The organism is Phycisphaerae bacterium, from assembly GCA_024102815.1.
GTDB lineage: Bacteria > Planctomycetota > Phycisphaerae > UBA1845 > UBA1845 > JAGFJJ01.
Map to the genome: position 1 here is coordinate 60,250 of JAGFJJ010000078.1, position 18,458 is coordinate 78,707.

Annotated in this window: 19 protein-coding genes; 16 read left to right on the forward strand and 3 right to left on the reverse strand. The window is 62.0% G+C overall.

Going from position 1 to position 18,458, the window contains the following annotated elements:
• The first annotated feature begins 261 nt into the window (after window positions 1-261).
• The 3 genes from J5J06_20010 (at window position 262) to J5J06_20020 (ending at window position 2,229) form a co-directional block, all read left to right on the forward strand.
• Window positions 262-1,128, forward strand: a complete 867-nt coding sequence (locus J5J06_20010; protein MCO6439381.1) for an ImmA/IrrE family metallo-endopeptidase — start codon at window positions 262-264, stop codon at window positions 1,126-1,128.
• 507 nt (window positions 1,129-1,635) lie between these two features.
• Window positions 1,636-1,866 (forward strand): hypothetical protein, encoded by a 231-nt coding sequence (locus tag J5J06_20015; protein ID MCO6439382.1) that lies wholly within the window; start codon window positions 1,636-1,638, stop codon window positions 1,864-1,866.
• 51 nt (window positions 1,867-1,917) lie between these two features.
• Window positions 1,918-2,229 carry a DUF2958 domain-containing protein gene (locus J5J06_20020; GenBank protein ID MCO6439383.1) on the forward strand — a complete coding sequence of 104 codons (312 nt, stop codon included), beginning with the start codon at window positions 1,918-1,920 and terminating at the stop codon, window positions 2,227-2,229.
• Window positions 2,230-2,289: 60 nt separating this feature from the next.
• Here the strand turns inward: J5J06_20020 and J5J06_20025 are convergent, their stop codons facing one another.
• From J5J06_20025 to J5J06_20035, 3 genes are read right to left on the reverse strand one after another with little or no spacing between them, the layout of a single operon-like run.
• Complete coding sequence (locus J5J06_20025) at window positions 2,290-3,588, reverse strand: hypothetical protein (GenBank protein MCO6439384.1); 1,299 nt, start codon at window positions 3,586-3,588, stop codon at window positions 2,290-2,292.
• The gene (locus J5J06_20030) at window positions 3,572-5,692 is read right to left on the reverse strand and encodes a serine/threonine protein kinase (protein MCO6439385.1); all 2,121 of its coding nucleotides are present in this window, start codon (window positions 5,690-5,692) and stop codon (window positions 3,572-3,574) included. The genes J5J06_20025 and J5J06_20030 overlap by 17 nt, the downstream gene beginning before the upstream one ends.
• Window positions 5,689-6,315 (reverse strand): hypothetical protein, encoded by a 627-nt coding sequence (locus J5J06_20035; GenBank protein MCO6439386.1) that lies wholly within the window; start codon window positions 6,313-6,315, stop codon window positions 5,689-5,691. The genes J5J06_20030 and J5J06_20035 overlap by 4 nt, the downstream gene beginning before the upstream one ends.
• A gap of 246 nt (window positions 6,316-6,561) precedes the next feature.
• Between J5J06_20035 and J5J06_20040 the strand changes: the two genes are divergently transcribed.
• From J5J06_20040 to J5J06_20100, 13 genes are all read left to right on the forward strand, one after another.
• Entirely contained in the window at window positions 6,562-6,987 is a 426-nt protein-coding gene (locus J5J06_20040; protein ID MCO6439387.1) for a hypothetical protein, read from the forward strand.
• 72 nt (window positions 6,988-7,059) lie between these two features.
• Window positions 7,060-7,446: a sigma-70 family RNA polymerase sigma factor gene (locus J5J06_20045; GenBank protein MCO6439388.1), complete on the forward strand. Its 387-nt coding sequence runs from the start codon at window positions 7,060-7,062 to the stop codon at window positions 7,444-7,446.
• A complete protein-coding gene (locus J5J06_20050; GenBank protein ID MCO6439389.1) occupies window positions 7,430-7,648 on the forward strand; it encodes a sigma-70 family RNA polymerase sigma factor in 219 nt (72 codons plus the stop codon). Before J5J06_20045 ends, J5J06_20050 begins: the two co-directional genes overlap by 17 nt.
• Before the next feature lie 2 nt (window positions 7,649-7,650).
• Entirely contained in the window at window positions 7,651-8,256 is a 606-nt protein-coding gene (locus tag J5J06_20055; GenBank protein MCO6439390.1) for a S26 family signal peptidase, read from the forward strand.
• 186 nt (window positions 8,257-8,442) lie between these two features.
• Window positions 8,443-10,491 carry a DUF3363 domain-containing protein gene (locus tag J5J06_20060; protein ID MCO6439391.1) on the forward strand — a complete coding sequence of 683 codons (2,049 nt, stop codon included), beginning with the start codon at window positions 8,443-8,445 and terminating at the stop codon, window positions 10,489-10,491.
• The gene (locus J5J06_20065) at window positions 10,488-12,359 is read left to right on the forward strand and encodes a type IV secretory system conjugative DNA transfer family protein (protein ID MCO6439392.1); all 1,872 of its coding nucleotides are present in this window, start codon (window positions 10,488-10,490) and stop codon (window positions 12,357-12,359) included. Before J5J06_20060 ends, J5J06_20065 begins: the two co-directional genes overlap by 4 nt.
• A 26-nt stretch (window positions 12,360-12,385) precedes the next feature.
• Window positions 12,386-12,823 (forward strand): hypothetical protein, encoded by a 438-nt coding sequence (locus J5J06_20070; protein MCO6439393.1) that lies wholly within the window; start codon window positions 12,386-12,388, stop codon window positions 12,821-12,823.
• A gap of 13 nt (window positions 12,824-12,836) precedes the next feature.
• Window positions 12,837-13,805 carry a P-type conjugative transfer ATPase TrbB gene (gene trbB / locus J5J06_20075; GenBank protein ID MCO6439394.1) on the forward strand — a complete coding sequence of 323 codons (969 nt, stop codon included), beginning with the start codon at window positions 12,837-12,839 and terminating at the stop codon, window positions 13,803-13,805.
• Between the two features lie 65 nt (window positions 13,806-13,870).
• Window positions 13,871-14,206 (forward strand): TrbC/VirB2 family protein, encoded by a 336-nt coding sequence (locus J5J06_20080; GenBank protein ID MCO6439395.1) that lies wholly within the window; start codon window positions 13,871-13,873, stop codon window positions 14,204-14,206.
• Window position 14,207: 1 nt separating this feature from the next.
• On the forward strand, window positions 14,208-14,477 hold the full coding sequence (locus J5J06_20085; GenBank protein ID MCO6439396.1) for a VirB3 family type IV secretion system protein: 270 nt from the start codon (window positions 14,208-14,210) through the stop codon (window positions 14,475-14,477).
• Between the two features lie 10 nt (window positions 14,478-14,487).
• Entirely contained in the window at window positions 14,488-16,941 is a 2,454-nt protein-coding gene (locus J5J06_20090; protein MCO6439397.1) for a conjugal transfer protein TrbE, read from the forward strand.
• On the forward strand, window positions 16,934-17,686 hold the full coding sequence (locus J5J06_20095; GenBank protein ID MCO6439398.1) for a hypothetical protein: 753 nt from the start codon (window positions 16,934-16,936) through the stop codon (window positions 17,684-17,686). The genes J5J06_20090 and J5J06_20095 overlap by 8 nt, the downstream gene beginning before the upstream one ends.
• Before the next feature lie 80 nt (window positions 17,687-17,766).
• A complete protein-coding gene (locus J5J06_20100) occupies window positions 17,767-18,441 on the forward strand; it encodes a hypothetical protein (protein MCO6439399.1) in 675 nt (224 codons plus the stop codon).
• Window positions 18,442-18,458 lie beyond the last annotated feature (17 nt).

The following is an 18,458-nucleotide window of genomic DNA, read 5'->3' on the forward strand; positions in this document are numbered from 1 at the left end:
GCTCTCCGGGCAGTGAATCCCGTTGTTTTGCCACCGGCGACATCGCCGTCGCGCTTCCGTCCTTCGGCCGGACGGGTGGCCGGGCAACGCCCGCGCCCTCGCCGGTCGGCGAGTCGGCGACAAGTCGCCTGCACGGGCCTTGCAATCTCCGGCCACCCGACGCGCCGCCGGCTCGTCGCCTTGGTTCCTCCGAAAGGGTTTTTCGTTCGCCAACCGGCGGGCGAACGAACGAAAAACCCTTTCTTGAAGGAGGAACCAAAGATGGCACAACAAATCGAATCCACGAACCGAGCAGCGGAGAAACGGCGTCAGGCGAAGAGCCTCATCGACGGAGCGTTGAACGACCTTGCAGGCGCCCTCGAACAGGGCAAGAGTCAAACACTCGTCGCCTACCTCGCAACGATAGCCAGATTCCACCGCTACAGCTTCGGAAACATCATGCTCATCGCATCCCAACGACCGGACGCGACCCATGTGGCCGGCTACCGCAAATGGCAGCAACTCGGGCGACAGGTAAAGCACGGCGAAAAAGGCATCCTGATCTTCGCGCCGATGTTCCTCAAGAACCGTGCCGACGAGTCACCACCGGAGACTTCCACCCCTGACGAGCCCGACAAACTTCTCCGCTTTCGTGTCGTCCACGTCTTCGATGTGTCGCAGACCGAAGGCGAAGCGCTCCCCGAGCATGCCACCGTCAACGGCGACCCAGCCGGATTCACCGATAAACTGAAGAGATTCGCCGCCGATTCCGGTATCGTCGTCGAGTATTCCGCCCACATCGGTTCCGCACACGGCTATTCCTGTGGTGGTGGGATCGTCCTGCGCGACGACCTATCACCGGCCGAGACGTTCTCTACGTTGGCACATGAACTGGCCCACGAGTTCCTGCACCACGGCGAAGGCGCCGTTCGCGGCTCGAAAACGGTTCGCGAAACCGAAGCCGAAGCGGTAGCGTTTGTCGTGTCCCATGCCATCGGCCTGGACACCAACACCGCGTCATCCGATTACATCCAGCTCTACGCGGGTGACAAGGACACGCTGTCCCAGTCCCTCGACCGCATCCAGAAAACGGCCTCGAAAATCCTCGCCGCGATCTCCGACGACGAAGACGCCACGGCCGACGTGTAGACCGTTCCACCGACGACGGCTCACGCCGTCGTTAGTCTCATCGCGGGCGCATTGTCTCCTGGCTTCCTTCTCCTGTTACGCTTCCACGGGCACCCGGCCGCCCTGCACACCGGACTATTCGGCATTTCGCTGTTCGATGTCGTGTCCCCGCATACCGCTCGCTCCCGGCGCCAGTCCGTACCGGGTCCTGCTCGAAGTTCCCTCGTGCCGCAGTACGAGGCACGGAAACGTCTTCCACGTGCCTTTCTCACCTCCAATCGGCCCGCGGTATGCCCGATTCGCATGCTTCGCAGTTTGTACGGCCATGCACGCCCCGTCCGGCGAATTGAGTTGTGCCGCCGGCAACGCTCACGCCACGGACAAGCCCGTGTCATTCGCTCTGCACTCCGGCGGCAAGGCTCAATTTGATTCGCCGTGACGAGGCTTTGTTTCTCCGTTTCGGTTTCACGTTCACCAGAGCAAGCTTTGGCAAATGAACGTGAAACCTCAACAAAAGGAGAAACAAACATGGCCAACAACAAACCCGTACACGAAGCGCGAATCGGCAAAATCCGAGCAGCCGTTTGGGAAAACAAGGGCGAGAAAGGCGCGTGGTACAACGTCACCCTCACCCGCTCCTACCTCGATGGCAAGGAGTGGAAAGACACTTCGAGTTTCCGCCCCGACGACCTGCTGGCCGTCGCCAAGCTCGCGGACCTGGCCCACACGTGGTGCCTCGAACAACGAAACGCTGAATAGTCCGCCGGCCGCCGGGTTCGCCCGGCGGCCCCTTAACCAGGAGGAGAAACCATGAAACTACTGATCGACGAAATCCGTCATCGACTACCAACCATCTACGCCACGCAGAACGACCCGGATCCCATCATCCAGGCGAGGTTGTTCACCCCATGGACCAACTGGACCTGGTACGTCACCGAATTCGATGGGGATGACCTGCTCTTTGGTATAGTCGAGGGCTTCGAAACCGAGTGGGGCTACTCATCGCTCGCCGAGCTTGAAGGCATCCGAGGACCGTGCGGGCTTCGCATCGAACGCGACCAGGATTTTGACCCGACGCCGCTCAGCGCGGTGCCATCGATTCGCCGCCTCGTCACCGCATGAAGACCGCCCCAGTCGGCCCCAATACCGGGCGTCCTATCGCCATCTGTGCGCGACGGAAGCTTAAGCACGTTGCATAGGCGCAACGCCGCTGTTGATGATGGCTTCGTCTGGCAAGCCATTCTTCTTCCGACTGGCCCGTCGCGAATGGAGCCAACTGAAGCCGATAATGGCCAACATGCTCGTTGATTTGATCACTTGCCGTGCCGTCACTTCCGGTCCGACCACGGCGTTCCATGACTCCGCTTCTTGCTCCATTTCCCTGTATTGTTGCTCCATCAAGTAATGCACTGAACTGCGAATCCCGTTCTCGAACTGCACCGCATTGTAGCGATCCCATTCCGCGGAATAGAGAGCAGCGGCCTCCGACAAGCTGTCTCCACCAAATGCCAGATCCGGGGTGGGCTCAATCGGTTCAGGCATCATAGATACGCTGGGCGGCGCGCCAACATCGAGCCTCTCAGGTTGCGTCCAACAACATAACCAAAACACCACTACGATCCAGCCCAGTAACAACAGCTCGTCCGAACTCGCCACACGGCCGAACCTGCTTCTCCGTCGCGGAAGGGCTGGCACGGCCCCTTCGTCGCTCGGCGCCAACATGGGGACTTCCGGGGGTTCAATGATCATCCTGGCGATCAAAATGCAAGGGATTCCGAGCGTGAACAGCAAGGCCACCACCCAGCCGAACGGCCAGTCAGTAAAGAAAACGTGCACGAGTACCAGCGCGGCCACGCCGGCGCCGAGCCACCAAACGGCGCCCCCTGCGGGTTGCTCATCTTGACTGCGACTGATCCGCCATATGTAGCCCCACGTGACGGCGCTCATTGCCAGCAGCGGCCAAATACTCCCGAATTCTCCGAGGAGTGCGTAGCCTATCCCGATTCCGGCGAAGACCGCCACGAACCTGAGTTCCTGACTGGCCCGGGAGCGGGCAACAAAGAGGATCCAGCAACCTGCAAGCAGCACCACACACAGCGGCGCAACGACGAGAGCCCGCCACGCGATATTGCTCCAATTGATTACATTGAATACCAGCACCTGTGGCGAGACCGCCAGCAGTACCGTTCCTATCAGAATGACAGTTAGTCGCCGCCATGTGCGCCCCCAGAACGCCGCGTTGCAACGAGGCTCGGACGGACAACAGCACGCTATGGAAAATACGAACGTGAGGCCTCCCAGTACGCAGATGGCAGCGACCTGGGCTGTGCTGTTTCGCCGTTCAAATTCACTTGCCACGTACGTCCAGACAAAAACATGGGCCACCAACTCGGCAAGGACCAAACCGAGAATCACCAAGCCGAGATACGAAGCCCAGCTTCGATTTGACGTCTCCTGTTGTACGTCACTGAGCGCTTCCATATTTGGCCTCCCAGATGTCAAGGTCTTTTCGCGCGGCATTCCGACCAGCCGTGTCGCCAAGTTCCGATTGTACCTGGACCGTTCTCTGAAGACACACACGGCGCAGCTTGTAGTCCGGGGCCGTATGCATGTCGAGCACGCGCATCATTCGCGCTAACTCAACCTTTGCTGCGGCCCATTTCTTTTGACCAATCAAGTTGCTAGTGAGCTGATCCAACACTGCCAACGAAATATCGCTGAGAACGGGTTTTTCCGCCTCCGCTCGTTGGAGCACCTCTCGTTGGATCGCCTCCGCCTCTGCGAGGTATCCAGCTTCCATTAGAACTCTTGTTTGCCAGCCCCGTGCCTTCAAGGCCTCGTACCTGTTGCCCAATGCCAGGAAGCCTTGGAACACTGCATCGAGTTGCTCCATCGCGCCCTCGAGATCCCCGAGGCGCAGAAGCGCCACTGCGAGGTTGCCCCTGGTGACGAGAGCGCCGTTGGTATCGCCGGAGCGTTCGCGCAGCGGAATCAACGCCGTATAGATCGGTACCGCTTCGTCCGGCTGTCCATATTTGCTCAGTGCCATGCCCAGGTTGTTCTTGGCTCCAAGGGTACGCTTGTGCATTTCGCCATATTGCTGCTCGAAATACTCAGCGCCCTTTCGGTAGTGGCTGATCGCATCGGCGCCGCCAGAACCGTTCCGTATGAGCCACGAACCCAGCACAACGTGGATTCGTCCAGCAAAGTCCGGGTGCAATGCGGTGAGTTCATCCAATTCGCTACTGATGCTCGCAACCATCTTGTCGAGGGTGGCCGGCGTACCGTCGCTCGAAATCGGGTCAACCTCTTCGATCCCTCGCAACAGCAGGCTAAGCGCGTTCCGGGCGCCGGCGTTTTGGCGGTATGCGCTGAAGATCGCGGCGGCGATGGTGATGACTGCGATGAGGCTGGCCGAAGTGATGATGGGTCTTCGGCGAATCAGACACTGGGTTCGGTATACGAGCGTGTTTGGCCTCGCGATCACCGGTTTCTTCGTGATCGCGCGACGCAGATCGGCCCCCAGGTCACCCGCCGTCTGATAGCGCTGCTCGAGTACCTCCGCCATCGCCTTGGCCACGATGGCCTCGACATCCCGGCCCACCTTGGCGGCGTGTTCGGAAAGAGGCGTCGCCTCACGTTGCTTCAGAATGCGGACGTCCGTGCTCGTCTCGCCGGTGAGTCCCGCAAACGGGAGTGATCCCGCCAGAATCTGATACGCCACGACACCAATCGCATAAACGTCGCTTCGCAGGTCGATCCTGCCGGCATCGCCGCTGAGTTGCTCGGGGCTCATGTACGGCAACGTGCCCGCAAACGCCGCGGCGTCCAGGGCGTCGCCTCCCTCGCGTCCGGCGAGCATGGCAATTCCGAAGTCAATGACCTTCGGCTGTCCGAGATGGTCGACCAAGATGTTCGCCGGTTTCAGATCGCGATGGATGATGCCGCGCTTGTGGGCGTAGTCTACGGCGTCGCACACCTGCGCTACGATCTCAAGTCGGTCTCGAATCATCCAGGTTGGCGATTGCGACGCGTAGTCCAAGAGGTTTCGGCCGGCGGCAGCTGATTCCGCCGCCTGCGTATCGCCGGTGGAGGACACGAACTCCATCGCGAAAAAAGGCCTCGGACCTTCAGGCGTCGATGCGATGCCCGCTTCGTAAATCTGGGCTATACCGGGGTGCCGGAGTCGGGCGAGAGTCTCCACCTCCCGCTGCAGGATGTTTCGCCGCATCCCACGGCTGCGCAGGACCTTGAGGGCGACGAGGCGCCGCGGATTCGCCTGCTCAGCCAGGTAGACAACACCCATTCCACCCGCACCGAGGCGGCCGTGAATTCCGTAGTTGCCGAGTCGCTCCGGCAACACGTCATCGCCATCCGAGAGAGTCACCAACTCGAGAACATTAACGTTGTCATCCGTCGGTGAGAGGTTATCGCGCTCCCTGAGCAGGCTGCGCACGTATCCGGCAAGTTCATCGTCGTCACCGCAGGCTTCCGCAACGACTACGCTCTGCCTCTCGCGACTCAGCTCAAGAACGCGGTTGACCACGGGAATAGCCCGATGGTGCAGCTCGTGGCTGGTGCTCACGGCTTGATGCTCCTTCGGATCTCTCTTGCCAGAAACATCCGGGCCCGCTTGTGGGCGAGTTGGGCGGTGCGGACCGCGCACTGCATCATTTCGGCGACTTCCTGCCACTTAAGCGCTCCGAACACGCGCAACTCGAACGCTCGCGCCGCCTCCGCGTCGAACTCAGCAAGTCGCTCCACGGCATCAACGAAGACATCGGCGCTAACGGCTTCAGCACCGGGGGCAAAGGCGGAAAGGTCCAGTTGGATGTCGGGCTCGGCTAGTTCACGTTGATGGCCCTGTTCCGCCTTTAGTCGCGCTTTCCGCTGGCGCGCGCAATTAACGAGGAAGCTGCGGATCATGGCCCCGATGTACGCCTTGGTCGCCGGCGTGTTTTTGCACGCCAGGACCGGAGCCATGTCCATCTTCTCCAGCCTCATCCAGATCTCGTGGGCGATTGCGGTGGGCTGAAAGGTGTGCCCTTTGCGCTCTCGATTACCGTGGTACGAAGCGATCTCTCGGATCAAATCGTAGACCACGACGCGAAGCGAGTCCTCGGCCGCGGCGTCTCCTTGAAGAGCACGATCCACGAGGTTCGTGATGATGGCGGATCCTCCTTCAACAACCCCGCCTTGGCGATTCACTAAGTCATGCCGTACGCCGCTTGGCCGAACGGCTCACCGGCGATTGTAACTTAGTGCCTCACAAGACCTTATCTCCGCGACCCCGCCGCACCGGAAATCTTTGCGCTGTTTTCCCGGCCAAACGCTTCAACCGCGAAGACTCGGACGCGGGTCCGCGGCAAAGCCGTGGCCCCCGGTCAATCAGGAATGATCGAAACCACAGGCGGCCATGTCAACCAAAGCTTCTGAATGCGGAGAAACGAAACCATGATCCAAGTTGCCCACACCCAAAACAGCGGTGCCAATCGAGGTCGATCCAACGGCGGTTCCGTTGACGCAAGTACGCCCCAAAATGAGCGGTGGGAGCAGCCCGAGGCCAGCGCCTGCGGCCTCCTCGACCTTGCCGCCGAACTCCTACACCTGGCCAACCTCGTGGCCAAGGCGTTCGCGGCCGACACGAAAACCCAACGCCGTTTCTACGACATCAAAGATAGCCTGCTTTCGACTCTCCTTCTCGACGCAGTGCCCGGCGTCCGCCCGTCGTGGCAACCGAAGTCCGATGGGTTTCCTATGCTGACAATCTCGGTGGGGAACCGGCGCAGTCTGCACTGTCCATTCAAGCGACTCTCGTGGGCCGCCCAGGCGGCCGTCGTCCAGCGCATTGGCCCCTGTCCGACAAGTAAGAGGCAATAAGTGTCAACGGCGCACGCCCAAATCGTTCAGCAATGCAACGCCCGCGGCGCTGTCAAGAACGCAGGTGATTCCATGCACGAAAACCGATTCGTGGGCGTGCCGGCATCGCCTGAAGTTCGCGAGAGCGAGCAGCTCGCCAGCTTGCTCGTAGACCACCGTGGTGGAGACCGCCACGCGTTTCGTCGCCTCGACAACGAGTGCCGCCCGTGCCTCACCAAGTGGCTTCAAAGGCGGCTGTGCGGTTCGTCCCTTCGGGCGGAGTGCGACGACGCCATCCAGGAAGCGATGGCCCGTCTTGCCAGCGGGACGGAGCTTTTCGCAACCGACTGCAAGCTCTTCAAATGGCTGAAGGACACCGCCATGAGCCGGGCAATCAACGCCAACCGCAAAAGGCGCCCGATCGTGGTTTCGTCACTGGCAAGCGCAACTTGGGGAGACACGAATGAACCGTGGTCTTGACGGTCATGATCCCGACCTGGCGGCCTTGCGGCGCTGCTTCGTTGCGCTTCCCAAGGATGATCAGACCGTCCTCGCCATGCACTACTTCCTCGGGCTGAGGACCGCGGAAGTGGCGAGTCTTATGGATACCACCCGGGGGGCCGTTCTGGCGCGTTTGTGCCGCGCTCGGAAGCGCCTGCGGAAGTTGATGGAAGAATCATGAACATGCGTCGCAAGCTAGATCTCCCCTCGAAATTCGCACCGTCGGGCGACATGGTGAGGAACGGGCGATCGGCCGTCAGGACAGCCATCGTGACGGCCTCGTGCATGGCCTTAGTGCTCTGGTACGCGTCGCAGACGCGGTTCATCGTCCTGAACCTTTCACCGAGCGTGCCCCTGGGGCTGTACGTCGAGATTGACGACGAGCCATCGGCAGGGCGACTGGTGGAGTTTCAAATCCCTCCCCACATGATGGACGACGGCCGCCACGCACGTCATCGAATCATCCTCAAGCCGATTGCCGCCGAGCCAGGTGACCACATCGACACGACCGGCGATTGGCTCCTCATCAACGACCGGCGACTCGCACAGATCTTCACCGTTGACTCGGAGGGGCGACCGTTGCCGGTTTGGCGTGCCCGTCGCGTGTTGCAGCCCGGCGAGTTTTTCGTGTTCTCCGCGCGGGTGCCGAATTCATTCGACAGCCGCTACTACGGCCCGATTCGACGTGCGGACATCATCGCCGTGCGTAAGCCGTTGTGGACCTGGAACGCCGACGTCGAGGGGATTGCAGACGTCGTGGAGTCAACGCACGCCGGCGGAAATCCTTGATTAAGTGTTTTCGATGCAAATCAGTTTTATGAGGAAGAGGATGCAGGAAATTCGGAAGGCAAGATAAAAGCCGGGACTCCGCCCGGCCATAACTCCTTGTTGTTGCAGTGATTAAAGAGACTCCCGCGGAGTCGCCAGACTCTCTGCGCACATAACTCGCGCTGGATACAGAAGTTGGAGAGACTCATGCCGCGAAAACCGAACAATGACGAGGTACCCGAACGAATTGCCCGGCCGGGGCTTGGCGGCGGTCAGCGCCGCGACCGGTTTCATGGCCCGCATGGAAAAGGCGCCGGTTCTGCCGCCGGTGGGAGATCATCGGCATCTCGTGGTTCAACATCGTTCGAGCATTACGCACGTCCACAGCGCGTCGTGGTCAAGACGCACATCGTGCGTCACCAGTCCGCGCAAAAAGGGCGCGCATCCATCACCCGTCACGTGCGCTATCTCAGCCGCGAAGCGGTCACCCGCGACGTAGGCAGCGGCCGTTTCTACGACGCCAAGCGGGATGAACTCGATGCGAAAACGGAGACGAAGTCGTGGTCACCGGATCGGCACCATTTCCGAGTCATTCTCTCTCCCGAAAACGCACGTTCGTTGGCCGACCTGAAGGCCTACGCGCGTGAGGTCATGGTTCGCGTGGAAGGCGATCTGGGACCCTTGCAATGGCTGGCCGTCAACCACACCAACACCGACAACCCACACACCCATTTGCTTATTCGCGGCAAGGCGCAGGACGGAGCCGACCTGGTCATTTCGCGGCAGTACATCTCGCACGGTATCCGGCAGCGAGCCGCCGAGGTGGCCACCGAATGGCTAGGCGAACGGACCCGCGAAGAAGCCCAGATTGCCGTGGCCAACGAGGTCCGTGCCGAGCGCTGGACCAGCATCGACGGTGCGCTCGCCCGCGTCGCCCAACCAGTTGCAGATGGCCTCAAAATCGACATGAAAGAGGTGAAACTCAGTCGCTACGCACTGATCACCCGCGAGTTGCTGGCCGAACGCCTGAAGTTCCTTGGACAGGCCGGCTTAGCGCAAGAGCTCCCTCCCGAGAAACGCACTTTCTTGGGCCGTCCGCCCGTGTGGCGTCTGGTACCTGATTTCCAAAAGCAGCTCAACGAATTGGGCGCACGCCAGGACATCATTAAGAACCTTTACGCAGCCATGGGGCAGGCCGCGGCGCCGATCGCCCCGCAGGTGCGACGCGCCGTCAGCGACCAACAACTGTCCGACGAGGCGCAGCCCGCGATTCGCGGCGTAGTCATAGCCAAGGGTCCGACAAATGAACTCAACGACGAGCGCTTCGTCGTCCTCGAAGATCGCGCGGGCACGCCCCACTACGTACGCCTTTGGGCCAGCGATGCCCTGGAGGCGGCACGCGTAGGCGGAGTACTGGAAGTCGGTCGTAGTGCGCACCGACGCTGGCGTATCGCTCGCGAAGTTGTCCGCGTCGCCGAGTTCTCCGGCGACGGTCATTACTCCACCGGCCGTCATCGTAAGTGGCTGCAAGCGAAACACCCCCAGGCCGGCGAGCAACAAGTCGATCGACACCTCCGCGCATTCAGTTTCAACGTCACGAATCTGTCCAAACGGGCGGATTCCGGCGTCGTTCGTGCCTCCGAGAACGCCTTCGCCGTAGACCGGCACAAGCTGGAGAAGTTCACCGCCCGGCGCAATCGGTGGCCGGACGTGCGACTCGTCGCGGCGCACGCCTTGAATGAGCAGGTGGAGGCCCACGCCTGGACCTGGCTCGACCGCCAGATCTTCCGCATCCAGTCGTCCAAGGCCGTTCCCACCAACGACATCGTTCACAACGCCCAGGTCCAAAATGCTGTTGCCAGGCGCAGCGACTGGCTCGTTGAGCATGGGTACGCCAAGCGTGGTGGCGGTCGCGAGGCCAAGGCAATCGCCTACCTTCAGGCGGCCGTTTCCCGGCTTGTCGCCTTCGAGCACAAGGAATTCGCGCAGAACTGTAATCAGAAGCTCGGAAAAGGCGTTGAGTACGTGCGGGATGGGCAAGCCGTGACCGGAGTTTATCGCGGCATGATGTACCAGCATCGCGGCAGTTTCGCGTTGATCGAAACTGAGGGTTCGGTTTTCGCCGCGCCGGTCTCCCGGGCCCCGTGGGCGGAGAAAGGACAGCGCGTGATCGCCCGATCGGTCGCTCCCAAGTTCACCCGGATCGAGCTTGACCGCGGTGGACGGTCAACCAAGCCGTTCGGAATGGAACGATGAAGCGCATCCGGATCATGGCTATCTACGTGCTCACGCTGTCGGTCGGATTGACCCTGGCCACGCAGTGGACGGCCGTGCAACTTCGCGGCGTTCCTCTCGGCCCGCACGTCACCATCTTCGGGAGGAGGGTCTACGCGCCCTGGTCGCTGCTTGCGTGGTACAGGCATCTTGCCGACGCGGCGCCGACGGTGTTTCAACGCGCGCTCGGAATCGTGGTCCTTCACGCCCTGTTCGGAGCAGCCCTGGTTCTCGTGCTCCGAACGCGTCGACCGGCGGTTCGTCCGATGGGTGCGGACCACTGGGCCAATCTTCAAGACTTCCGTCGAGCGGGCTTGCTGAAACGCAGCGGCACCGTCGTGGGTCGATTCCGCGGCCGCCTGCTCACCTACGACGGCCCGGAACATCAACTGGTAGTCGGGGCCAGCCGATCCGGCAAGGGCGTCGGTCACGTCATCCCGACCCTGCTCACTTGGCCGGGAAGCGCTGTGGTATACGACATCAAGGGCGAACTGTGGGATGCCACGGCCGGATTCCGCTCCCGGTTCTCACACTGCCTCCGATTCAATCCCACCGATCCGGAAAGTGCCCGCTACAACCCGCTGCTGGAAATCCGCAAGGGGCCCAATGAAATCCGTGACGCGCAGAACATCGTCGAGATGCTAGTCAATCCGGACGGGTCAAAGGAGCAGCTCGACATCTGGGACCAGCACGCCGCCCAACTCCTCGTCGCGTTGGTCCTCCACGTCAACTACACCGAACCCGATCAGCGCAAGCACCTCGGCGTGGTTCGTGAATCGCTTCTCCGGTGGCCCAAGGCGTTCCGGGACATGATTGAATTGCCCCACCGTCTGAACCCGACAACACGTTTGCCCGAGCCGCACCCGGAAGTGGCCCGCGTCGCATCCGAACTTCTGGGGCAGGCGCCGCGGTTCGCGGCCGGTGTCCGGGCGACGGCCCTGGGCCACCTAGCCCTGTACGCCGACGAGATTATCTGCCGGAACGTCTCCGTTTCGGACTTTCTGCTGGGGGACCTGGTCTGCGCCGAGCACCCCGTCACTCTTTATCTCCAGCCGCCTCCCTCGGACCTTCCGCGCCTTCGACCCCTCATGCGCGTTCTATTGAATCAGACTTGTCGCGCCTTGATGGAGCACCTCGACACCGACAACCGCGGCAGGCCCAAGCGCCACCGCCTGCTTCTCGAACAGGATGAGTTCGCGTCGCTGGGCCGGATGGAGTTCTTCACCGCAAACCTGCGAAACATGGCCGGATACGGGCTCAAGGCGCACATCATCGTGCAGTCGTTCAACGACATCGTCGAAAAGTACGGTCCGTACCAGACGATCCTCGACAACTGCCACGTGATTTCGGTGTTCGCCTGCGCGGACACGCTCACGGCTGAAAGAGTGAGCAAGATGACCGGCGCCGCGGTGGAGTACCGCGAAAGCTACGGGCACAAGCGCTGGCTGCGTTTCATTCCCGAAACCGTCCAGCAGAGCGAACAGCTTCGGCCTCTCCTGCAACCCGGGGACGTGCGCAAGCTGCCCAGCCACGAGCAGCTTGTGTTCGTCACCGGGCATCCGCCGATGCGAGCGGCGAGGGTGCGGTACTACGCAGACCGTGAGTTCAAACGTCTTATCCTCCCGCCACCTGATTCATCCACCGTGGACGCCCCGCGAAACGCGGCCGCCGGCCCCGATGCGGGCGTTCCGCACGATTGGCTCAGCGAGCGGGCCAAGGGTCCGCGCATCGCCAGCGAGGAGACCTTCGACGCTGCGGCCGACGACGAATGGGTGCCGGCATCGGCGGTGATACCAGCGGAACGGGACGAGCCGCCTGCCATGGGCGAGGGAGACATATACGGCCTATGAACCGCCAAGCTGGAGACCAACGGCACGTGACAGGCAAGTATGAAAAGGTGCAGATGACGGTGCGTCTGCGGCCGGAAGTGGCCAGCGCGGCGAGGAAGGCCTCTCTCCGCAACGGCACGCCGGTGTCCGTGATCATCGCTGAAGCGGCCGGGCAGACCCTCTTGCCGCCGCCCGAAGAGTCCGTCGAAACCAAAGTTCACAACCTGTCAAACCGGTTGCTGTCGCGGATGGAAACGCTCGAACGTGCCTTGGGCCGGGAGTTGTTCCTTACGCGAGAGCTGGTTGCCCAGCTCGCCCGAGCGTACTTCAACCACACACCCGCGATTCCTGACCAGGAGCGCGCTGCGGCTTCGCTCAGCGGGCGCCTGCGGTTCGTGCGGCTGGTCGAACAAGTGAACGTCAACGCCGGCCAGGGCGTGTCCATCCTCAACGACACGGAGGTGCCCAGTGCCGGAAATCCGTGAGGAAAAACCCTCGATGCCCGTCGAAGCCCAATCGGCGAGTCAGGTCCGCCGGCACGCCAGCCTGATTCACGCCCACGGACCGATCATCGATCGGCTCCTGCAAGATCCGAAAGTCACGGACATCATGCTCAACGCCGACGGCACGCTCTGGTGCGAAGCGCACGGCAGGGGACGCAGCAGAGTCGGCGAGCTGTCAGTAGGCAGCGCCGAGTCTTTTATCCGACTCGTGGCGTCGCACATGGGTACGGAAGCCACACGAGAGCACCCAACGGTGTCCGGCGTGCTGCCCGGAACCAACGCCAGGTTTCAGGGCATGCTACCGCCGATCTCGCAGGGTCCCGTCTTCGCCATTCGTAAACCCGCGAGGTTCGTGCTCAGCTTCGACGACTTCGTTCACGATGAGATTCTCTCCCAACGGGCCGCACAGGCGCTTCGTGACGCCATCGAACGACGCGAAAACCTGCTCATTGCAGGCGCCACCGGGTCAGGAAAGACAACGTTCGCCAACGCCTGCCTGGCCGAGCCGTCCTTCTGTCGTGACCGCGTCGTGCTCATCGAAGACACGCGTGAGCTGCAATGCCCAGCACCTGATCGTGTTGAGCTGGTCGCGTCCACAGCACCCGCAGGCACGTCCATGGAGGAACTGCTCCGCGCTACCCTTCGGCTCTTTCCCGGCCGAATCGTGATCGGGGAGGTTCGCGGATCGGAGGCCCTGACCATGATCAAGGCGTGGGGCACGGGCCATCCCGGCGGCCTGTGCACGATCCACGCGAACGGGCCGCATCACGTACTTGAGCGGTTGGAGGAACTCATCGGCGAGGTCGCCGTCACGGTCCCGCGGCGCACCATCGCCCGGGCCATCGGCCTGATCGTTTTCATCCAGCGGGATGAACACCACCCCGCGGGGCGCCGCGTCACCGGCGTCACCCGCCCATCCCTTGGAACTAACGGCGAATACGAATTCGAAGACCTGGGAATGTAATCGCGCCGTGCCGTACTGGGTTTATATCAGACGAAAGGAGACCAATCTTGCCAACGGACAACACAATGCATCGACGAGTATCAGCCTCGCGGCGACTGAACGCCATCTTCACGGCGGCAATCACTCTGTTGTTCGTCACGGCGCCAGCCCATGCCAACACGAGCGGTGGTGGCAGCGGTCTGCCCTGGGAGAGCGCTCTCCAGAAGCTTGTGGTGAGCTTCACCGGGCCGGTGATGCAGGGCGTGCTCGTCTTGGCCATCGTGGCCCTCGGATTCGCCGTGATGTGGTCCGAAGGCCCGGTCCTGCGCCGCGCGTTCGGCCTGCTTCTCGGCGGGGCCATCGCCGCGGCTGCGGTGAGTATAGCGTTGACGTTGTTCGGAGTATCCGGAGCCACGTTCTGACATGACCGCCGACAAGCATATCGAGGGATACGAACTGCCATTGTACCTGGCCGCTACTCAGCCGCCCCTGTTTTTCGGGTTGCCACGCGAGTTGGGAATCCTGGCACTGGTCATCACGCTTGTGATTATCTTGGGACTTCGCATGTGGTGGCTGGGGATTGTTTCGGGCCTTGCGCTCTATTCTCTCTGCGCCGCGCTGACTCGCCGCGACGCGTATTGGCTGCCCGTGTTCCAAGCCCACTTGAAGCAACCCACGTTCCTCGATTGGTAAGGGTCTTGCAATGTTGAACCTTCGCGAATATCGGCGCCATCCGCAACGACTGTCCGACCATCTGCCGTGGGCGGCGCTCATCAACTCGGGCGTCATGCTCAACAAGGACGGGAGCCTCCAGACCACGATCCGGTTCCGTGGCCCGGACGTGGACAGCGTGACGCCCCACGAGCGCATGGCGTTGCGGGCGCGGATGAACAACGCGCTCCGCCGCCTCGGCTCCGGCTGGTGTGTACACATCGAAGCCGCGCGGCGACGTGCCCAGGACGCCGAACCCGGCTCGTTTCCACATCCGATCGCCCAGCGAATCGAAGACGAACGTCAATCGACACTGGCGGCTTCACCCGGATTCGAGTCGACGCACTTTCTTACCTTCACGTACCTGCCACCGGAAGACCGGGTCCGCCGTGCCACCGATGCTTTGATCACCTCACCCGGCGATCGCCAGGAACAAGGCGACTCGTTCTATCGCCGTCAAGCGGAGTTCTTTGAACGGCAGGTGACGCAGATCCTGAACATCCTGACCACGTTCATGCCCGAGGTCCACCGTCTCGACGACAACGAAACACTGAGCTACCTGCACGATTGTGTTTCAGAGCGTCGCGTGTCCGTGCGGTCTCCGGAGACGCCATCCTACCTCGATGAATTCCTGACCGACTCCGCGCTGACCGGCGGATTGAGTCCAAGTCTTGGCCGGCACTTCCTGAAGACCGTGTCCATCCGCGCTTTCGTGGACAAGACCATCCCGTGCCTGCTCGACGGTCTAAATCACCTGCCCATCGAGTACCGGTGGTGTGCCCGCTACCTGCCCATGAACAAGGACGCCGCCGAACGAGAACTCAAACGGCTCCGCCGCCATTGGTTCGCCCGTCGCAAGGACGTGGTCACGCTGCTCAAGGAATTCATCACCAAGACCGAGAGCGAACTGACCGACACCGACGCGCTCAACAAATCTCAGGAGCTTACCGAAGCCCTCGAAGCGCTCGGAGCCGACTGCTGCTCGTTCGGACACTTCACGCTGACTGTCACCACGTGGGACGAAGACGAGCGAGCGGCCGAGAGAAACGCTCAGGCGATTCAACGGGTGTGCGACGGCGTCGGGCTGGTGTCCAAGGTGGAGGATTTCAACGCGGTCCAGGCGTGGCTCGGCAGCCTGCCCGGCCATGCGTACGCGGATGTTCGCCGTCCAATCCTGTCGTCACTGAGTCTCTGCGACCTGATCCCGCTCTCCAGTGTCTGGTCGGGCGAGGCGCGCAACGAACATCTGGACGGCCCGCCGCTGGCCGTGGTGCACACCACCGGCTCGACGCCATTTCGGCTGAACCTGCACCAGGGTGACGTGGGTCATGCGATGGTGGTCGGACCGACAGGCAGCGGTAAGTCCACGCTGTTGTGCTTTCTGGCCGGTCAGTTTTTGCGTTATCCGGGTGCTCAAGTGTTCTTCTTCGACAAGGGAAGAAGCTGTCAGCCCATGACGCTGGCGATGGGCGGCCAATTCTATGACCTGTCCGCCGACGCCCCCACGATCAGCTTCCAACCGTTGGGGACCCTCGACGCCGATGGCGAACTGACCTGGGCCCACGGCTGGCTCATCGACGTGCTGACCGTCGAGGGCATGACGATGACGCCGGCACTCAAGGAGCAGCTCTGGTCGGCGCTGTCCAACATGGCCACGGCGATGACGGTCCCTCACCGCACGCTGACCACGCTGACGGCCCAGGTGCAAAGCGACGCCCTCCGCCAGGCGTTACGCAGTTACACACTCGAAGGCCCCTACGGCAACCTCCTCGACGCCGATCACGACTCTCTTAGCGACAGCACGTGGCAGTCGTTTGAGATGGAAGGCTTGATGCACAGTCCGGCCCTCGTGCCGGTGCTTACCAACATCTTTCACCGGCTCGAACGGCGTTTTGGAGCCATGTACCAGAGTACTCAAACGGGACAGGAAGCGCCTCGACCGACCTTGCTCATCCTCGACGAGGCATGGCTCTTCCTGGGCAACTCGACCTTCGCCGCCAAAATCCGCGAGTGGCTCAAGACACTGCGAAAGAAGAACGTCGCCGTCCTCTTCGCTACCCAGAGCCTTGCGGACATCGCCGGCTCGCCCATCGCCGCGGCCATCATGGAGAGCTGCCCCACGCGGATATTCCTCCCAAACGCCAGCGCCATGGAACCCAGCACGCGGGACCTCTACCGCTCCTTTGGGCTCAACGACCGCCAGATCGCCATTCTGGGAAGCGCGATACCCAAGCGTGATTACTACTACCAGAGCCCGGTGGGTAACCGGTTGTTCCAACTCGGGTTGGGCAAAGTAGCTCTGGCCTTCTGCGGGGGCGGCGCGCCCGGCGTACTGGCCGCCGTTCCCCGCCTGATTGAACAACACGGAGCGGAGGGTTTCGCCTCGGCCTACCTTGACGAGTTCGGCACCAAGCAACCCGCCGTCGGAGAACAAAGCAATGGCTGATCCTGCCGTTCGGAACTCATCGCGATCAGCAAGACGGCGCAAGGTGCTTGTTTTCCTTGTCGTCGGCTCGTTGGTCACCGCTACTCCGACCATGGTTGTCGGCTTCGGCGACATCATCTTCGACCCCGCCAACTTCGCCAAGAACGTGCAGCAAGTTGTGGCCTTGCTGCGACAGATCGAGCAGGCCAGCGAGCAAATCCGCCAGCACCGGTTGATGCTCGCCCATCTGCGAGCCAGCGTCGCCGAGGCCTTGACCCTCGCCGGGCAGACGTTTCACGATCATTTGAGCGAAGGCGCCGGCGGATCGATTGAACCGCGATACCCCATCGGTTTTCCGACCACCACGCCCGCCTGGCTCGATGTGAAACGTCCCGAATGGAACGCCTTGCAGCGACAACAACTACTTCACGAACGTGACGTGGTGCAGCACGTGCACGATCAGATGCAACCGACGCAGAATCGCGTTGCGGTGATCGTCGAGGCCTCCAACGGCATCGGCGCCCCGAGCGGCAAACCGCCCGGCCAGGTTGCCGTTGCCCAGGCCCACGAAGAACTGCTCGCTTTGTATTCCGGCGAGGTCGACAAGCTTCTCGCCATCCGCTCGCTTCGGGCCATGCGGCATGCGGACCGCCTCGCACAACGGCAATCAGAGGCCGCGTACCAACAGGCCAGACGTCGTGACTTGATGATCGACTGGATCGCCGACAGCGCCGAGCAGCCCAAGCCGGTGCGGAGCCCGTTTTGACGAGGGATCGTACAATGAACAGACATCGTTCTGCTTATCGACTACGTAAAATCGCGCTCCTGGCGACGGCCCTGGTCGCAGTGCTTGCGGCCCGCACGAGCAAGGCCGCGGATATCGTGTTCGACCCTACCAACTTCGGGGCCAACGTCGACCAGGTGCTGCACACCCTCGAAATCCTCACCCGGTTGGATCAGCAGATTCGCAATCAGTACCAAATGCTGAAAAACTGGCGGTTCTCGCGGCTCGAAGAACTTCTGGCATCCATGAGTGCCATCCGCGAGAACGTCGCCGCCGCTGTAGTCGATCTCGCCGGCCAGTATCCCATCGACGCGCCAGCCTACGCCGGGCTCGACGCCGAGGCCGTGGAAGCGCTCAGGCAACGTTGGCTGGAGTCGCAGCGGGCGGGAGTCCTTCAGACCCAGGCCCTTCACGCCCGCACCGTCTCGGAGATGCCCGGCACGCAGGCGCGTGTCAGCAAATACGTCGAGCGTTCCAACGCGGCGCCCGGTCAGACCGCCGTGCTCCAGGCCAGCAACGAGACCCTGGCGACGTTGACCGCTCAAATGCAGAACCTCCAAGCACTCGAAATCGCCCAGACGCGCACCGAGCTGGAAGCAGACGCGCATCGGCAGGCTCAGGCCGCGTTCCATCGCCAGCGCCGCGATGCCTTGATGCGTGACTGGCCGACCGGCCCGAGCGCACAACGTTCCAGTCTGACCGTGGGCACCTTGTTCAACCGTTCCGGGTCGAGGTAACGAGGACAACTTCAACC